A 16,290-nucleotide genomic window follows, 5' to 3' on the forward strand; every position below is an offset into this window, starting at 1 on the left:
CGACAGGAGTACCTGTGATTTCATTGACGGAGAACTCGCGGCGCATCGTGCGAGCGGTGGCTTGTGCGCTCGCTGCGTCGCTGCTGCCCGCGGTCGCATCGGCGACGGTGCTGTACGAGCAGGCCCCGATCGACGGTGGCGAATCCTACGAGTCGGTCGTGAGCAGTAGCCTGCAGAGCGCCGACGACTTCACGCTGTCCAACACGCAGTGGGTCGGCGGCTTCGACTGGTGGGGGGTCGAGGCGGCCACTGAGGCGTTCCTGATCCGGATCTTCGATACCACCGAGGGTGGTGCCTCCCCGGTGTTCGCCTGCGGTTACGGCGTCGTTGGTTGCGGCCTGACGGTCGATGTCACGCCCACCACCCTGCTGGATTCCTGGACCTACCCGATCTTCCGCTACTCGGTCGATCTCGCCGACGCCTTCGAGGCAGCCGCGAATACACGCTACCTCCTTTCGATCTCGAACGAAGACGAGTTGTCGGCTACGGTACAGCCGGCCGATATCACGGTGGAGGCGCCTGACTACGCCAACTGGTACTGGCTGTCGGGCGGCGCGGGCGGCGACGGCTCGTCCTACCTGCGTGCCGGGGACGACCAGGACTGGATCGAGTCACCGCCCGACTTCGCCTTCGCGGTGCGCGGCGTGGCCGAGTCGACGCCGGTGCCCGAGCCCGCCAGCCTGATGCTGCTCGGTGTGGCCGGCCTCGGCGCGATGTTCGCCACGCGCCGCCGGCGTACGGGCGACTGAAGGCGCAGCCCGGGCGGTTTACACCCCGAGCCAGGCGAGCAGCTTGCGCAGCCGCTCCTCGCCGCCGGCGCTGAAGCCGGTAATCTTGAGCTGCTTCAGGAAGGCCTGGCCGGCGGCGTCGTCGGCGAGGCCGAGCAGCACCGCTCGCGCCTTCGTGATCTGCTCGGCCGACAGGTCGGGGGACGCGACCACCGGCATGTAGGGCTGGCCGGCCGACTTGTGCAGCACGCGCTGCGCCTTCTTCTCCCACTGGACGATCGCGCCCGAGTACGAGGCCATGCCGCCGACATCGGCGATGCCGTTCTCGAGGCCGAACGGGATCGCGCCCTGCTCGCGCACGTAAAAGACGTTCTCCTTCGCGAGGTCGATGCCCTGCTCGCGCAGTTCGGCACGGCAGAAGCGGGTCATGTACGCCGCCTCCTCGGGCATCACGAAGGTCTTGCCGCGCAGCTCGGCGACGGCACGGATCGGCGAGTCGGCGGTCACCGCGAGCATGCAGTGGCCTTGCGGTTCCGCGTTCGCGACGTACTGGTAGCGGTAGTCGCGCAGCCCGCGTGCCGGGTAGTCGGAGGGCCGGGCGACGACGAAGTCGAAGCGATTGTCCTTCATGCCCTGCTCGAGCGCGGCGAACTCGCGCACGAAGACGATCTCCACCGGCGTGCCGAGGGCGGCCGACAGGCGTTCGGCCATGGGCGCATATTTCTTCCGCGCGGTCGCGGCGTCGATGCCGCCGGAGGTGCCTTCGCTGACCGCCAGGCTGAGGCTGGCGGCCGCTTGCGCCGAGGCCGGCAGCGCGCCGACCGCGAGCAGGGCGGCAAGCAGGGTGAGCAGGGTGAGCAGGGGGCGGGGGCGCAGGCGGGGCATCGGGACTCCTTCTTTTCCGTCGAGTTTGCGGGGATGCTGAAGGATTGGGGCGGGCGCCGGCGGCGGCAAGCTCGTTCGTGCGGGCGACGTGGAATGCGTCACGACCCGCATCTGCGCCCGGATGAGCTGGATCAAGGTGAGGCCGGCGGCGGGTGCGGACAATGCCGTCCTGTCCCGACCCACGATGCGAGTGAGGCGCCGATGTCGTTTCCCGAATTCTTCCAGCGCGTGCCCCACCTGCGGGTGCGCGATCCGCTCGCCGATTTCCTCGGCGCTGCCGAGGACGGTATCCTCGACTACGGCTACGAGGACGCGGTGAAGCTCGCCGGACATTCCTGTCCCACGGTCGCCTCGGCCTACGCCCTCGGGTGCCACGCGATGGCGATGCTCTACCCCGACGGCCTGCCCGAGCGCGGGGCGCTGCGAGTGGATTTTGGCGAGCCCTTGGAGCATGGCGTCACCGGCGTCGTCGCCAGCGTGCTGAGCCTGCTCACCGGCGCGGCACAGGAAGGCGGTTTCAAGGGGATCGGCGGGCAGTTCGTGCGCCGCGGCCTGCAGCACTTCGACGCCGCGGTGCCGCTCACCTTCCGGCTCACCCGGCTCGACACCGGCGCGGCGGTGGAGGCGGGCGCCGACCTTTCGCTGGTGCCGCCGGACGCGGAGATGCCGGAGCTGATCGGGCGCTGCATTCGCGGCGAAGCGGACACCGACACGCGCCGCCGGTTCGGCCGTCTGTGGCAGCAGCGGGTCGAAAGCATCCTGCTCGAGCACTGGGACGATGCGCGGGTCTTCCACGTTCGCCCGGTCGCGCGCCCCAGCCGAACATAGCCACCCGCCCGCCCGACGCGCGTGCCGCGCAGCGCGCGCGGCGCGCGCCTTACACGCCCTGCTTCAGGCTGGCGGCGATGAAGTCGTCGAGATCGCCGTCGAGCACCGCCTGGGTGTTGCCCACCTCGTGGCCGGTGCGCAGATCCTTGATGCGCGACTGGTCGAGCACGTAGCTGCGGATCTGGTGGCCCCAGCCGATCTCGCTCTTCGAGTCTTCCAGCTTCTGCTGCTCGGACTGGCGCTTGCGCATCTCGTGCTCGTAAAGACGCGCTTTCAGCATCGACATCGCCTCCGCTCGGTTCTTGTGCTGCGAACGGTCGTTCTGGCACTGCACGACGATGCCGGTCGGCTCGTGCGTGATGCGCACCGCGGAGTCGGTCTTGTTGATGTGCTGGCCACCGGCGCCCGAGGCGCGGTAGGTGTCGACGCGCAGGTCGGACGGGTTGATGTCGATCTCGATTGAGTCGTCGACCTCCGGGTACACGAACACCGAGGTGAAGCTGGTATGACGACGGGCGTTGGAGTCGAAGGGCGACTTGCGAACCAGGCGATGGATACCGGTTTCGGTGCGCAGGTAGCCGTAGGCGTAGTCGCCGCTGACCTTGATCGTACAGTTCTTGATGCCCGCGACTTCGCCCTCGGTCTCCTCCATCAGCTCGACGGTGAAGCCCTTGTCCTCGCAGTAGCGCATGTACATGCGCTCGAGCATGCCCGCCCAGTCCTGTGCCTCGGTGCCGCCGGCACCGGCCTGGATCTCGATGAAGCAGGCGTTCGGATCCATCGGGTTGCTGAACATGCGGCGGAACTCGAGCTTCTCGATCGTCGCCTGCATGTCGGCGAGGTCGACCTCGACCGCCTCGAAGGTGTCGTCGTCATCCTCCGCGTCGGCGAGTTCGTAGAGATCCTTCAGGTCCTTGCCCTGCTGGTCGATCCGACGCAGCGTCACCACCACGTCCTCGAGCTGACGCTTTTCCTTGCCGAGCTCCTGGGCGCGCTCGGCGTTGTCCCAGACCGTCGGGTCCTCGAGCGCGCGATTGACCTCTTCGAGCTTCGATGCTTTCACATCGTAGTCAAAGATACCTCCGTAGTTCGCGACCCCGGGCGGCGAGGTCGGCGAGTTTTTCGGCGATGGCGTTCTGGCGTTCGGCTTCCATGTGCAAGGCTCCGGCTGAATCTGGGAAACCCCGCATTATAGGGCCATGCTGCGCGGGGAAGGTTCTCGACGACCGCCTGCAGTCGCGCGCGACGATGTCAGCCCTGGAAATCGGCTTCAGGATGCGGCGTCTTCCGCGGCATCGGGCCGGCCGAGTCGTTCCGCATTGGCCGTTGCGCGAGCGTGCAGCGGCTCGAGCGCGCGGCGAGTGAGGCCCGCAGCGGCGTTGGAGAACTGCGTGTGCGCATCGGCGCTGGGGGACATGGCAGCGAACAGCGTCACATGGTGGGCCATCGATTCGACGGGGTTCCAGCTCGTCGCCGCCGACAGCATCGCGGTCATGCCTGTCTGCAACTGAACGCACATCTGCGTCCACGCCTGCTGGTTCAAGTGCAGCCAGTGTGCGGCCACCGACGAGGACGATTCGGCCGCGGCCTCGAACTTTTCCTGCGTCATCAGGCTGAATTCATCCAGATCGTCGGCGCTCGGTGCGGGGCCGGCCGTGACCATGCGCCCGGTGCGGTGGCCGATGACCTGAGCGGACGCGAACATCATCTCGGTGGCTTGGTTCGAAAGCGCAGTCCACAGCTGCACGGGATCGTCCTGAATGACAGCGGTGGGTGGATCGGGCTGCCTGCTGGCGGTGGCGTCCGTGCGCGCCAAGTCCTGGGGTGTCGTACTTTGCAGGGTCGGTGAGGTCATCGATATTCCTTGATTTTGGCGGCTGCGGCCTTGACGCTGGTGTGCATCATGTCCTTGGTCTGACGGGCAAGCCTGTCACCAGCTTCGCCTGCCGCTTCGATGTTGGCATTCATCATGTCAGTCGTCTGGCGGGCCATTCGGGAGAGCATGTCGATTCCGGCCTGGATGTTTTCACTGGCGGTCGAACCCGATCCGAGCGTTGCGAAATGGGCCTTGAGGATCTCGGTGCCCGCACCGCATTGGTGTAGGTCTCGGCAGTGCGCTTTTGTTCAGTGTTGACAGCTTGCATGGGGTCTTCCTTGTGGGAATGACTGGGTGGGTCGACCTGGTGCGGGCGAGCGAATGGGGGCTTCCTCCCCGTCGTCCGGCTTGTATGTTGCGCCGCAGTACGGCGCCCCAGTGTGGGCCCATCCCGTTGAGAGTCAAGCCTTGATTCGATTCCTTCAAGCCGTCGCCACCGCGTCGAGGGGCCGGGACCCGATCCGGCCGCGCTGTCCGCGGCTATCTGCCGCCCGACGCCAACACGCTGCTCGCCGCCGCCGACCATTGCCTCGAGAGCGGCCGCGACATCCACGCCATCGTCGCCGGCAACATCATCGAGCGCCATGGCGAGGATATGCCCGAGTTCCGCGACTGGCGGTGGCCCGGGTGATCTCCGGTAGCAGCGCGGTCGACACCGTCGGTGGCGCTGCGGTCGGCCGCGTGATTGGACATGAGGCCGGCAAGTAAGTGCGTGTTCCCCCAGACGGCGCGGGACTTCAGGCCTGCGTCGGACTCGAGACGCGGAGCGTCGCTCCACGGCGGCCCTTCGGCCTTGGGTGGAACGCCACGTGAATTCGCGAGGTGGGCTCAGGGTGCCAGCTGCGCGATGAGGAACAGCCCCAGGACGAGCGCCGGGACGAACACCGCCAGGAAGACGGCGAAACGCATCCCCAGCAAATCCGGCAGCATGATGCGGCCGCGGTTGCCGATTTTCTGGATCGTGGCGCCGAGGAAGCCGGATGTTTCGGCATACAGATAGCTGCCCGCCAGCAGGCCGAGGATGCCGGCGATCGCGTCGTAGCTGCCCTGACCGAGCGCGGCGACACCGGTCCCGGGGCAATAGCCGAGCAGGCCGAGCCCGACACCGAACAGCAGCCCGCCTGCAATGTTGGCGGCGTAGCGCGTAGGCTTCACATGCAATTCGACCAGGCCCAGCGCGCGTAGCGAAAAGATGCCGATCATGCCAACGATGATCGCCGTGAGCATGACCTTGATGACGGTGAAATCGGTGAGCAGGAACTGCCCCATCAGCACTTCGTATCTGGCGACGCCGCCTTTCTGAAGCAGGAAGCCGAACACGACGCCGAACAGAAGGCCGAGCACGAGCTGGCGCGTCGAATCCGGTTTGCCGGCGTCGGCCGTTTCGCTTTGCTCGTGCGCCGGCGCCGGGATGACCAGCACCGGCGGGGCATTCTCGGGCGGGGGGGTGAGGGGCGTACTCATCGCGCTTCTCACGGGCGATACAGCAGGTGGGCGGTCGCGACGGCGCCGGCGAAGAAGCACGCGAGCGCGATCCACGAACTCACCGACAGCTGGAGCGCACCGCTGATGCCGTGGCCGCTGGTGCAGCCGCCCGCGAGCCGGGCACCGTACGCCGTTATCGCGCCGCCGACGAAAGCCGTTCCGAGGCGCAGTGCAAGGTCAGGGCCGAAGCGGTGTTCCCACAGGTGGGGCACCCAGGCGGCGGTGAACTCGCCGCCGGTGACTGCAGCGATGCAGGCGCCGAGGAGCATGCCGAACACGAGCATCACCCCCCACTCGATCTTCGGCTTCGTCTCCTGGTAATACTTCAGGCTCTCCCTATGGCTCCTGGAGAACAGGTTGCCGACCAGACCTGCCAGCCGGGCGTAGGCGGTCGACACGCTCAGCGGCTTGTTGGAAAAATAGAATGTTGCCATCGAGAGCAGGCCGATCAGGGTGCCGACCAGGTAGGGCGACCATGCGCCCGATCCGGACTCCATGATCAGCCAGCCTTCTTCGCTTCGCCGGGCTTTTCGAGCGGGAGACCCAGCTTTTCCCAAGCGGTGAGTCCGCCGAGCATGTTGTGGATGCGCGTGAAGCCATTGCGCTTCAGGATGCTCGCAGCCACGCCCGAGCGGTGGCCCACATTGCAATGCACGACGATTTCACTGTCCTTGGCCAGCTGCGGGAGCTCGTCTTCCAGATGGCCGACAAAGCGATGCACCGCGCCCGGGATGTGCTTCTCGTCCCATTCATATTCGTCCCGCACGTCGAGGACGTGGACGCGACCCTGTTGCATCCAGTCTGCCGTTTCGGAGGCGCTCGTCGTCGAGATGGATTCGATCGGCAGGCCCTGGTCGCGCCAGCTCTCGATGCCCTTCGCGAGGGTGCCCTCCACCGTGTCGATGCCGATGCGCGCGAGTGACATGACCGCGAGTTCCATCGCTTCGGGTCCGTCCGCGACCAGGAAGATCCGGGTGTTCTCGTTGGCGACCCAGCTGCCCACCGCCGGCAGGCCGTCGAGCCAGACGTTGTAGGCGCCGGGAATGTGTGCCCCGGCGAAGGCTTCAGGCGAGCGGGTATCGATCACCACGCCCTCTTTCATCCGAAGCTGGAATGCCTCGGGCTGTAGCACCTGAACGGCGAGCGGGCGCTCGAGCGGTCTTCCGGGGAGCAGGTTGACCTTCTCCATATGCCGGAAATGAGGCGGTCGCGCCATTTTCTCGGCCAGCTTGTGCGCGACGAAATCGCTGCGGCTCTTGCTGAACACCGGGTTCGTGCCTTTTTCGATCCCCAGGGTGGAATCGTCGCGCTCCGATATGTTGCCACCGCACGCGGAGCCGGCGCCGTGCGCCGGAAAGAGCAGCGTGTGGTCGCCGAGGGGGGCGATCTTGCGGTGGACCGAGTCGTACAGGATGCCGGCGTTCTCACCGGTTTTCTCGGGATCGGGCAGGTCGGTGCGCCCGGTGTCGCCGACGAACAGCGTATCGCCGGTGAACACGCCCCAGCACTTGTCGCCGGCGTCCTCGACATATACCGCGTAGGACATGCTCTCCGGCGTGTGGCCCGGCGTCTCGAGCGCGACGAACGGGTCGTGCCCACCTCGAGTTCTTCGCCGTCCTCGAGCTTTACATCCGTTTCCCCGAACAATGCGTGGCTGCCGCTGACGATCCTGGCACCGGACGTCTGCGCAAGCGTCCTCGAACCGAACTCGAAATCTTCCTGCCGGTGCGTCTCCAGCACGTAGACGATGGTTAGATCGTTTTCCCGCGCCAGACGCAGATACGCGTCGACATCGCGGCGCGGATCGACCACGACGGCAAGTCCGTCTCCGCACGCGAGGAGGTAGGAGTTGTGTCCCAGTCCTGGTGTCTTCAATCGCTGAAAGAACATGTGTGCCCTCCAGAATGGCCGCGCGCGCGGCGTCACGCGTGGGTGTTGGACTGCGTTGGGGAGTCGCGTCGAGCAGTCGGTTTGGACCGTAACCCCAGGCCCGGCCGTGCGGCCAGCTGCGAAAAACCCCTATCGGGATCAGCACGATCACGGCATGTTTCCCAATCACATTCAAGGTAGAGCATTCAGTCCAGGCGTATTCTCCACCGACTACCTGCGGACTGCCGGAATGAAGCAGCAGTCGTGAAGTTCTGCATCATCAAGCCTTGGAGACATCGACCATGAGACGGTTTGGCACGCATCTTTCCGCGCTTCTCCGCTCGATTTCCCCGATCAATGCAGTGGATAGAGCGTCGAGTTCGAAACAGTCGGTCAGCAACGATATGCGTCTCAAGTAAGCGATGTCTGCCCCGTGGCCACGGCTGAAGCGCATCATCGACGGTGGACGCGGGGCTCTCCCTGCGATTTTTTCTTTGTTTCGTACCCTGAGGGCCGTACCGGCCGACGCTGAGCCGCCGCTGCGCGCGGAGCTGTTCAGCAGCGAGCTGATGGCGCAGCACGGCAAGGCGCTTGCCGCCACCCATGTGCTGGCGGCCGGTCCGTGTCCGAATCAGCTGCTGACCCGGCTGGCGAACGGGCAGGTCGCGCCGATCATGTCGGCTTCTGCCTTATCGACAAGGGCCGGCAGGCGCTCGAGCGAGCGGTCGCCTTTCGCCCCTCGGGCGCGACTCGATCCGGGCTTTGACGGCACGGCGCCCGCTGGTTCTCCACCTTGGTGCCAGCGCGCTGCTGAGTGTCGCCGTCTCCACCGGCCTGCTCGGGCAGTTCAGCGCCGGCGTCGAGTCGGCCGGCGCGTTCGCGTGGCTGCTGCCGGTGGCGCCGGCGCGCTGGTCCGGGAGGAGCGCACGCCGGAAGCTGCGGCTGGCGAATGGGCACACGCGCTTGCCCGCCAGTGTCGGGTAGCCGCTGAAGAGCTGGATTTTCTTGCCCCCTGGCTCGCCATGCCGGCGCCCCCCCGTGGGGCTGGAAGCCGAGCTTGCCGGCCAACTCGCCCCCCTCGGCGCGGACGCGCCGATCCCGACCCTGCGGGCGCTCGCGCGGCCCGAACTCGAATGCGGCGCGGCGATCTCCCAGCGGCTGGCCACGGGATCGCCAGCATCCCCGCCATTGACGGCGTCACAGCAAGCCTGGCTGGGCGAACTGAAGCGTTAGCTCGCGACCGCCGGCGCGCGCGATCGCGAGCGCCTGGCGATGATGGATCGTGCCGGCGCGAGCATCGGGTCGAACTGAAGTTACGGCGCGAGGCCAGAGCCGGCGAGCAGGGCGGTGTAAGCGCGTCGAGCCTGCCAGCCTTGCCCAGGGGGGTGCGCGTGTGGACACGAGCCGGGTTCAGCGGGTGATCAGCGGAACGACGTCGTTGGCATGCTTCTTCGCCTGCTTGGCGGCCTTCTTTTCCTTGGGGGTCAAGAGGGCTTCCTTCTTGGCTTCCTTGTTGCTTTTTTGCGGCTTGGTCATGGTCGTGCTCCTGAATGGGCCTGGCTAATGCAGGCCATTCCTCACTATAGGCCGATTGGGAGCGGGGAACCGGAGGGGGGCAAATGATAGCTTCGGCGGCGCGTCCTTCGGTGCCGATCCAGCGCCCGGCGAAGGCGCTCAGATCGCGCCCGACAAACGCTCGAGCCTCGCCACGTCCTCGGCCAGCGGCAGGGCGTGCCGTGCGCGCTCGAGGGCAAGCGCGGACTGGTGTCGGGCTGCAGCGCGAAATTCGGGATGGTCGAGCGCGGACAGGGAGCAGAGGGTTTTCTGCAGGCGGATGCCGACCGCGAGCGTGGCGGCGCCGGATTCGGAGATCGGCGAGAACGCATCATTGAACAGGTCGTCGACCGCCAGTGCAGGAATGAAGACGTGCGGGTAGAAGATCTCGCCTTGCTCGTCACCTCGATCGGTCAGGACGGCGAGCACGCGCACGAGCGCGGCGAGCGTGGCGATCGCGGTGCCGGGGTCGTTGATCGCGGGGGAGAGCGCCTTCGACGCGATCTCGGACAGGACCACGATCCCGAAGCGGGGGTCCTGGTCGAACGTGCGCCGGGCACCGACGTCGAAGGCCTCGCGTATGGCCTGACGGCCATCCTCATCCGGAGCGAAGTCGAGCCAGGCAATCGGGATCGCGGTATCGACGAACGTGCCCGGCACGGCATCCACGTGAATCTCGCTCCCTGCCGCGGACGCCACCCGCTCGAGCGCCTCGACGTCGATGTGCCGAACGTAGCCGATCTTCATGCTGGTGACCGCCGCGACGGAGGGCACCGGTCCTGCGCGCATGCGTGCGCCGATGCAGGGCTGCTTCCAGCGCGCGCGCATGGCATCGATGGCTGCGGCTTCGACGCGGTCGATCGCATCGCCAACCCGCCCGAAGCGTGCGAGGAGGTCGATCCAGCGCAGCAGGGTGATGACGATCACGACGATCACTGCAATCGTGCCGACGAACAGCACAACGCGACCACTGTCGCCATACACGCCGGCGTTGAGCGCAATGATCCCCACCAGGCTGAAGAGAAAGCTGCCGACGAACGTGGCGAGCGCATTCTGCGCGCTGCTGTCCTGGATCAGCAGCTCGGCGACCCGCGGCGTGGTCGCGCTCGATGCGGTGGCGTAGGCCGACACCATGGTCGCCAGCGAGAAGGTCGTCACCGCGAGCATGCTCGACGCCAGGATCTGAAGCACGTTGCCGACCGAGTCGGCACCGATCTTGCCCGACCAGCCGGCAGGGATCAGGGGCGCAAGCGCAATGGCGGCGATGGCAGTGAAGATGCCGGCTACGGCAAAAATGCTCGCCCGCACCCACAGGCGCCGGCCGAGTTCGGTAAACAACCAGCGTAGACGTGACACGCGCGACTTCCCAATGTTTTTCAGGCACACCCTGAACTGCCGGGATTATGGCGGGTCCTGATCACCTCTTGCACGGATCGTAAACGGTGGCACGGTGACCTGTTCCAGGTCTTCGGTCAGGCGCGCCCGCTCGTTCACGGGGAGGCCGGCGAGGATACGGTTCTCGGCGATGTCGGGCATCAAAGACTCGGTGATCGAGGCCTCACCGGTCGTCGCGCGCTGGCGGGCGCGAGGGCGTCGGCGGCGCTTGTGGGCGCTGCCGAACGCATGCAGGCAGCCAGTAGGCGATACTAGTCCATACGAGAGGAGTCATCCTTCGGAAGGGCGCCCGCCGCTATCCAGGCGCGACATCTGCGAGACCGTCCACATGAGAACACCAGCCCGCCATCGTGAACGACACCGCACCGATCGCATCGGCTGGCTGCGGGCCAGCGTGCTCGGTGCCAATGACGGTATCGTTTCCACCGCCAGCCTGCTGGTCGGGGTCGCAGCGGCCGGGCCGAGCAAGGAGAGTGTGCTGGTGGCGGGGGTCGCCGGGCTGGTGGCAGGCGCGATGTCGATGGCCGCGGGCGAGTATGTGTCGGTGCATTCGCAGGCCGATACCGAGAAGGCAGACCTGGCGCGCGAGCGGGACGAGCTGGAAACCGATCCCGCGGCCGAACGGCGGGAGCTGGCTTCGATTTATGTCGGCCGCGGACTGCAGCCCGAGTTGGCGCGGCAGGTTGCCGCACAACTGATGGCACACGACGCGCTCGGCGCCCATGCGCGCGACGAACTCGGCATCACCGATACGCTCGGCGCACGGCCGGTGCAGGCCGCCCTGGCGTCTGCCGGCAGCTTTGCAGTGGGTGCGGCGCTGCCGCTGGGCGTGAGCATCGTGACGCGGATGGAGAGCCTGATCCCCTGGGTCGCCGGAACATCGCTCGCCTTCCTCGCCGTCCTGGGCGCGGCGGCAGCCCACGTGGGCGGCGCGGGCAAGCTGGCAGGAGCGTGGCGGGTGTGCTTCTGGGGCGCGCTCGCGATGGCGCTCACCGCGGGGGCCGGTGCGCTTTTCGGGGCGGTCGTCTGACGCGATCAGTCGGCCGCGGCGCGCACGACGATGTCGTTTCGCACCGCGCGCACGCCGTCGACGCCGAGGGCGAGCTTCTCGGCGCGCTCCTTCTCTTCGGGCGAGGCGGTGAAGCCGGAGAGCTGGACCTCGCCGCCAACCGTCTCGACCTCGATGACGAAGGCGCGCACGAGGTCGTCCTGGGCATGGCGGGCCTTGATCGATGCGGTGATCGCGGCGTCGTCGATGAAGCGTTCGGCTGCGGATTCGCTCGGGGCCTGGTCGGTCGAGGCCTGGGCATGGCGGTCGGCCGCCTGCAGGGCGGAGGTGGCCGAGAGGGCGAGGATGCCGGCGGCGATCGCGGCGTTCAGCTTCTTGTTCATGGTCGTGTCTCCTTACGAACTTTGTCCTGGGGCTTAGCCGTGTTGGGACCGCCTGCGCCGGGCCTGAGCCTGCTCGAGCGCGAGGCGATGACTGAACTTTATGCGTCCACGGCGCGAACGGCTGTCCGACGATACGGAACAGCGTGTAGGACAATTCCGTATGCGGTGTGGGAAGCTGCTTGCGCCCGCGCGCCGTGCCGGCGAGGGGGTCAACCGCCTCGCATCTTGCGCCGCGCCTCGAGGATTTCCTGTGCCTCGACGCTCAGGGTGGCCGTCGGGCGCGCCAGCAGGCGGGCGACGCCGATCGGTTCGCCCGTGTCCTCGCACCAGCCGTAGGTGCCGTTGTCGATGCGCGCAATGGCCTGGTCGATCTTGTGCAGCAGCTTGCGCTCACGGTCACGCACACGCAGTTCGAGGGTGTGGTCTTCTTCGAGCGAGGCACGGTCCGAGGGGTCGGGGGTGCTCTCGAACTCCTGCAGGTGCAGCGTGGTGCGGTGGGCCGACTCGAGCAGTTCGTCGCGCTCGCGAATCAGGCGATCGCGGAAAAAGGCCAGCTGCCGGGCAGACATGTAGTCCGCAGGCGGCGCGTTGCGGATCTCTTCTTCGGTCGGCAGGGGGTCGGGAGCCTTGTCGTTCGCTTTCATGGTGTGTCTCCTCCTGGTCGCGGCATCACACGAAAGGGGGATCCGTGCGCGGGGCGGCCAAAAATTTCCATCACCATATACCCGGATCGAGTCTCCTGCCTCCTTTCTTCGTCAGGCTCAGGCCGGCTCGAAATGCTCGAGCATCAGCTGCACGTTCGCCACGCCCTTGTATTCGTTGACCGACAGCCGGTAGGCGGCGCGGATCTGGTCGGCGGCGCCCTCGGCATGGTTGAAGCGGATCGCGTCATAGCGTGCGGCGTTGCGCGAGAGCTCGAGCTTGAGATGGCGATCCTTCAGCAGGCGCTGGCGTTCGACGCGGAAGACGTCGTCGAACAGGGGCGCCGGGAAACCCTGGCCCCAGATCTCGTTGTCGAGCATGCGCACCGCGTCGAGCGCGAAGTAGCCCGACTCGAGCCCGCCGTCGGTCTCGATCCGGCGCTCGAGGTCGGCCGGCTCGAGCAGCTCGGCAACTACCGCCTCGAAGGCTTCGTCGAACTCGGCGAGGTCGGCCTCGCGGATGGTGAGGCCGGCCGCCATCGCATGGCCGCCGAAGCGCACGATCAGCTCCGGATGGCGCTTGGTGACGAGGTCGAGCGCGTCGCGCAGGTGCAGGCCGGGAATCGAGCGGCCCGAGCCTTTCAGCTCGCCGTCGCCGGCGCGCGCGAAGGCGACCGTCGGCCGGTGCAGGCGCTCCTTGATGCGGCCGGCGACGATGCCGATCACGCCCTGATGCCAGTCGGGCTCGAACAGCGCCACGGTGGCGCGGCGACCGGCGTCGTACCCCTCGAGCCGGATGAGCGCCTCTTCCTGCATGCCGGCCTCGATCGTACGGCGCTCGCGGTTGAGCTTGTCGAGCTCCTGGGCGATGTTAAGTGCACGGCCCGCATCGTCGGTGATCAGACACTCGATGCCGAGGCTCATGTCGGCCAGCCGACCGGCGGCGTTCAGCCGCGGACCGAGCAGAAAGCCGAGGTCGGTGGCGGCGGCGCGCGCCGGCTCGCGGCCGGCCACGTTGAACAACGCGCGGAGGCCCGGCTGCATACGCCCGGCGCGCATCCGCGCGAGGCCCTGGGCGACCAGGATGCGGTTGTTGCGGTCGAGTCTGACCACGTCGGCGACGGTGCCGAGCGCGACCAGGTCGAGCAGTTCGGCGAGGTTGGGTTCCTTGCCGCCGGCGAAGGCGCCGCGTTCGCGCAGCTCGGCGCGCAGCGCGAGCATGGTGTAGAACATCACCCCCACGCCGGCGAGCGCCTTGCTCGGGAAGTCGCAGCCGGGCTGGTTCGGATTGACGATGACGTCGGCCTCGGGCAGCACCTCACCCGGCAGGTGGTGGTCGGTGATCACCGTGGCCATGCCGTGGGCGCGCGCGGCGGCGATGCCCTCCACGCTGGCGATGCCGTTGTCGACCGTGATCAGCACGTCGGGCTCGAGCCGCGTGGCGATCTCGACCATTGCCGGCGTGAGTCCGTAGCCGAGGGTCACGCGGTCCGGCACGAGGTAATGCACATCGGCGCCGAACGCGCGCAGCGCGCGCACGCCCACCGCACAGGCGGTGGCACCGTCGCAGTCGTAGTCGGCGACGATCACCAGGCGCGCACCGGCCTCGATCGCGTCGGCCAGCAGTTGGGCGGCCTCGCGCGTGCCGCGCAGCGCTTCGGGCGGTAGCAGGGCGCGCAGCGAGGTGTCGAGCTCGTCGGCGCGGGCAATGCCGCGCGCGGCGTAGAGGCGGGCGAGCAGCGGGTGCAGGCCGGCGTCGGCGAGCGCGGCGAAGGCGCGTTGGGGCACGGTGCGGGGCTGGATGCGGGTCATCGTCGGGTCGGGTCGGAATCGGCAGCGCCGGGCGGAGGCGCCGGTGCTGCGTCGGGGAGGGCGCGCGGGGGCGGCAGCGCTGACTTCAGCAGCGCGTCGAAGGCGTAGGGCTTGCGCCAGAATTTCCAGCGCGCGGCGGCGCGCACCTGCAGCTCGAGCGTGCCGCGGTCGCCGGGCGCGCGCAGCTGCAGCGCGCGCAGGTGGCCGCTGCCGAGCGCGGCGGCGAGCGGCGCGAACCAGTCGTGTTCGAGCGTCTCCAGCCCGGCGCGCCAGCGCGCCAGATCGAGCTGTTGGGCGGGCTTGAGCAGGGTGTCGAGCACCACCAGGGTGTCGGCGCGCAGCGCGGCCTCGAGCCCCGGAGGAGTCGGCTCCACGCCGGCGGCGCGCGCGAGGCCGACCACCAGCGGCTCGCTCGCCTGAACCGCCGCGTACGGCGCGCGCGGCGCCGCCGGCAGGGTGCCGGCGCCCCAGAACCACACGCCGTTCGCCGGACGCAGGCCGCGCTGTTCGCGCGCCTGGTTGAGCGGGTGGTTGTACAGCACGATCTGGACCTCGTTCATCGTGCGCTGCCACAGCCGGGCGTCCTCGCCCTCGGGCAGGAAGTGCTTCATCGGCCGGCCGGCGACGTCGTGCAGCGGATAGAGGAGGGCGCGGGTCGGCGCCGCGAGGCGCAGGTACCAGCGCGTCGGGCTGCAGGCCTCGAAGCGGCCGAGGTCGGCGAAGCTCTCGTTGAGCGCGGCGATCAGGGCGGCGGCCTCGTCGCCGTCGAGCTCGCCCTCGGGGAGCTCGTGCAGCAGCATGTGCTCGCGCGCGAAGGCGATGTTGACCGGGTCGGCGCACAACCAGTGTTCGCCGGTCGCCGGCGCCGGCGCGTCGGGCTCGCCGAGCCGGCGCAGCGCGGCGACGGGTGCGTCGCCGCTGTCGAGGCCGAACAGGCGGGCGAGCTGGCGGTCAAGCGGCTCGAAGGCGCCGAGCGTGCGTCGGCCGAGGCCGAGCAGACGTTCCAGGCCGGGCAGGGCAAGGCCGCTGGCCGGGCTGACGAGGCTGGCGCCGGGCCACATCAGGCCGGGAATCAGAAGCTGGATCTGCATCTATTGGGGAAGCCGGTGAGCCGCGAAGTCTAGCATGGGGCCGCCACCCGCTCCCGCCCGCGGGCAGCCGGTCCGGCGGTGAACTAAGATCACCAGGGAGCGAACCGGAGTCGGGAGGCTGGCATGAGCGAAGGAGAGATCCTCGCCCGCGCGCTCGGCGGGCGCGTGCTGGTGATGGTGGGTGACCTGACCGAGCAGAAGGTCGATGCGATCGTCAATGCGGCCAACAGCGGCCTGCTCGGCGGCGGTGGGGTCGACGGCGCGATCCACCGTCGGGGTGGGCCGGCGATCCTGGCCGAGTGCAGCGAGATCCGGCGCACCACGCATCCGGACGGCCTGTCTGCCGGCGAGGCGGTGATCACGACCGGCGGGGCGCTGCCGGCGCGTCACGTCGTCCATACCGTGGGTCCGGTGTATGGGCAGGAAGACGGGGCGGAGGAGGGCCTGCTGGCGAGCTGCTATCGCAAGGCGCTCGGGCGTGCCCGTGAGCACGGCCTGAAGACGCTCGCCTTCCCCGCCATCTCAACCGGCATCTTCGGCTATCCCGCCGACGCCGCGGCGCGGGTGGTGTCGCGCACGCTGCAGGACGAACTCGCCGGCGAACGCCAGTTGGAGGAGGTCAGGCTGGTGTTCTTCGATCGCGAGCAGGCAGAGACCTTTCTCGCCGCCGCGGACTTCGATCCACCGGCGGAGCGGGCCTGATCGCACAGAGGGCTGCGCACCCTCGGCGCGTG

19 protein-coding genes and 2 pseudogenes are annotated in these 16,290 nt (G+C 68.1%); 6 read left to right on the top strand and 15 right to left on the bottom strand.

The window, feature by feature from the left end; genetic code table 11:
* Nucleotides 1-14 precede the first annotated feature (14 nt).
* Nucleotides 15-749 carry a PEP-CTERM sorting domain-containing protein gene (locus tag BB334_RS09480; protein WP_158014383.1) on the top strand — a complete coding sequence of 245 codons (735 nt, stop codon included), beginning with the start codon at nt 15-17 and terminating at the stop codon, nt 747-749.
* Nucleotides 750-767: 18 nt separating this feature from the next.
* On the opposite strand, the gene BB334_RS09485 is transcribed toward BB334_RS09480, so the two are convergent.
* Nucleotides 768-1,613 (bottom strand): phosphate/phosphite/phosphonate ABC transporter substrate-binding protein, encoded by an 846-nt coding sequence (locus BB334_RS09485; protein ID WP_083200358.1) that lies wholly within the window; start codon nt 1,611-1,613, stop codon nt 768-770.
* A gap of 201 nt (nt 1,614-1,814) precedes the next feature.
* Here BB334_RS09485 and BB334_RS09490 point away from each other — a divergent pair, with 201 nt between their 5' ends.
* Nucleotides 1,815-2,441: a hypothetical protein gene (locus BB334_RS09490; protein ID WP_068807646.1), complete on the top strand. Its 627-nt coding sequence runs from the start codon at nt 1,815-1,817 to the stop codon at nt 2,439-2,441.
* Between the two features lie 49 nt (nt 2,442-2,490).
* Here the strand turns inward: BB334_RS09490 and prfB are convergent.
* The 3 genes from prfB to BB334_RS18665 all read right to left on the bottom strand — a co-directional run bounded on the left by prfB (nt 2,491) and on the right by BB334_RS18665 (nt 4,445).
* A protein-coding gene (prfB, locus tag BB334_RS17975) for a peptide chain release factor 2 (protein ID WP_108722496.1) occupies nt 2,491-3,595 on the bottom strand; the annotation gives its coding sequence in 2 pieces (ribosomal slippage) (nt 2,491-3,513 and nt 3,515-3,595; 1,104 coding nt in all).
* 116 nt (nt 3,596-3,711) lie between these two features.
* The gene (locus tag BB334_RS09500) at nt 3,712-4,296 is read right to left on the bottom strand and encodes a polyhydroxyalkanoate granule-associated phasin (protein ID WP_083200359.1); all 585 of its coding nucleotides are present in this window, start codon (nt 4,294-4,296) and stop codon (nt 3,712-3,714) included.
* Nucleotides 4,293-4,445 (bottom strand): hypothetical protein, encoded by a 153-nt coding sequence (locus BB334_RS18665; protein WP_232756701.1) that lies wholly within the window; start codon nt 4,443-4,445, stop codon nt 4,293-4,295. The genes BB334_RS09500 and BB334_RS18665 overlap by 4 nt, the downstream gene beginning before the upstream one ends.
* A 347-nt stretch (nt 4,446-4,792) precedes the next feature.
* On the opposite strand from BB334_RS18665, the pseudogene BB334_RS18890 reads away from it, so the two are divergent.
* Nucleotides 4,793-4,948: pseudogene (locus tag BB334_RS18890) on the top strand (hypothetical protein); the annotation flags it as partial.
* A 197-nt stretch (nt 4,949-5,145) separates the two neighbouring features.
* On the opposite strand, the gene BB334_RS09505 reads toward BB334_RS18890, so the two are convergent.
* From BB334_RS09505 to BB334_RS18950, 4 genes and pseudogenes are all read right to left on the bottom strand, one after another.
* Entirely contained in the window at nt 5,146-5,781 is a 636-nt protein-coding gene (locus BB334_RS09505) for a YeeE/YedE thiosulfate transporter family protein (protein WP_083200360.1), read from the bottom strand.
* Nucleotides 5,782-5,789: 8 nt separating this feature from the next.
* On the bottom strand, nt 5,790-6,299 hold the full coding sequence (locus BB334_RS09510) for a YeeE/YedE thiosulfate transporter family protein (protein ID WP_068807653.1): 510 nt from the start codon (nt 6,297-6,299) through the stop codon (nt 5,790-5,792).
* A 2-nt stretch (nt 6,300-6,301) separates the two neighbouring features.
* On the bottom strand, nt 6,302-7,300 hold the full coding sequence (locus tag BB334_RS09515; protein ID WP_198531215.1) for a rhodanese-like domain-containing protein: 999 nt from the start codon (nt 7,298-7,300) through the stop codon (nt 6,302-6,304).
* A gap of 480 nt (nt 7,301-7,780) precedes the next feature.
* A pseudogene (locus BB334_RS18950) lies at nt 7,781-7,861 on the bottom strand (DUF3309 family protein); the annotation flags it as partial.
* Nucleotides 7,862-8,709: 848 nt separating this feature from the next.
* Here BB334_RS18950 and BB334_RS18180 point away from each other — a divergent pair.
* Nucleotides 8,710-8,904, top strand: a complete 195-nt coding sequence (locus BB334_RS18180) for a hypothetical protein (protein WP_158014384.1) — start codon at nt 8,710-8,712, stop codon at nt 8,902-8,904.
* Between the two features lie 177 nt (nt 8,905-9,081).
* Here BB334_RS18180 and BB334_RS18790 read toward each other — a convergent pair whose 3' ends face one another.
* From BB334_RS18790 to BB334_RS18795, 3 genes are all read right to left on the bottom strand, one after another.
* Nucleotides 9,082-9,207, bottom strand: a complete 126-nt coding sequence (locus BB334_RS18790; protein ID WP_269798999.1) for a hypothetical protein — start codon at nt 9,205-9,207, stop codon at nt 9,082-9,084.
* A gap of 138 nt (nt 9,208-9,345) precedes the next feature.
* Nucleotides 9,346-10,581, bottom strand: coding sequence for a DUF2254 domain-containing protein (locus BB334_RS09525; protein ID WP_088179168.1), 1,236 nt, complete (start codon nt 10,579-10,581; stop codon nt 9,346-9,348).
* Nucleotides 10,582-10,626: 45 nt separating this feature from the next.
* Complete coding sequence (locus BB334_RS18795; protein ID WP_269799000.1) at nt 10,627-10,761, bottom strand: hypothetical protein; 135 nt, start codon at nt 10,759-10,761, stop codon at nt 10,627-10,629.
* Between the two features lie 187 nt (nt 10,762-10,948).
* Here BB334_RS18795 and BB334_RS09530 point away from each other — a divergent pair, with 187 nt between their 5' ends.
* Nucleotides 10,949-11,650 carry a VIT1/CCC1 transporter family protein gene (locus BB334_RS09530; RefSeq protein WP_068807662.1) on the top strand — a complete coding sequence of 234 codons (702 nt, stop codon included), beginning with the start codon at nt 10,949-10,951 and terminating at the stop codon, nt 11,648-11,650.
* 5 nt (nt 11,651-11,655) lie between these two features.
* Here BB334_RS09530 and BB334_RS09535 read toward each other — a convergent pair whose 3' ends face one another.
* The 4 genes from BB334_RS09535 to BB334_RS09550 all read right to left on the bottom strand — a co-directional run bounded on the left by BB334_RS09535 (nt 11,656) and on the right by BB334_RS09550 (nt 15,556).
* Complete coding sequence (locus BB334_RS09535) at nt 11,656-12,012, bottom strand: BON domain-containing protein (RefSeq protein WP_068807665.1); 357 nt, start codon at nt 12,010-12,012, stop codon at nt 11,656-11,658.
* Between the two features lie 209 nt (nt 12,013-12,221).
* Complete coding sequence (gene dksA / locus BB334_RS09540) at nt 12,222-12,656, bottom strand: RNA polymerase-binding protein DksA (protein ID WP_068807668.1); 435 nt, start codon at nt 12,654-12,656, stop codon at nt 12,222-12,224.
* A gap of 117 nt (nt 12,657-12,773) precedes the next feature.
* Nucleotides 12,774-14,465 carry a single-stranded-DNA-specific exonuclease RecJ gene (gene recJ / locus BB334_RS09545; RefSeq protein WP_068807671.1) on the bottom strand — a complete coding sequence of 564 codons (1,692 nt, stop codon included), beginning with the start codon at nt 14,463-14,465 and terminating at the stop codon, nt 12,774-12,776.
* A complete protein-coding gene (locus BB334_RS09550; RefSeq protein WP_068807674.1) occupies nt 14,462-15,556 on the bottom strand; it encodes a hypothetical protein in 1,095 nt (364 codons plus the stop codon). Before BB334_RS09550 ends, recJ begins: the two co-directional genes overlap by 4 nt.
* A 123-nt stretch (nt 15,557-15,679) precedes the next feature.
* Between BB334_RS09550 and BB334_RS09555 the strand changes: the two genes are divergently transcribed.
* Nucleotides 15,680-16,258: an O-acetyl-ADP-ribose deacetylase gene (locus BB334_RS09555; protein ID WP_068807677.1), complete on the top strand. Its 579-nt coding sequence runs from the start codon at nt 15,680-15,682 to the stop codon at nt 16,256-16,258.
* Nucleotides 16,259-16,290 lie beyond the last annotated feature (32 nt).

The sequence above is a fragment of the Thauera phenolivorans genome, from assembly GCF_001696715.1.
Lineage (GTDB): Bacteria > Pseudomonadota > Gammaproteobacteria > Burkholderiales > Rhodocyclaceae > Thauera > Thauera phenolivorans.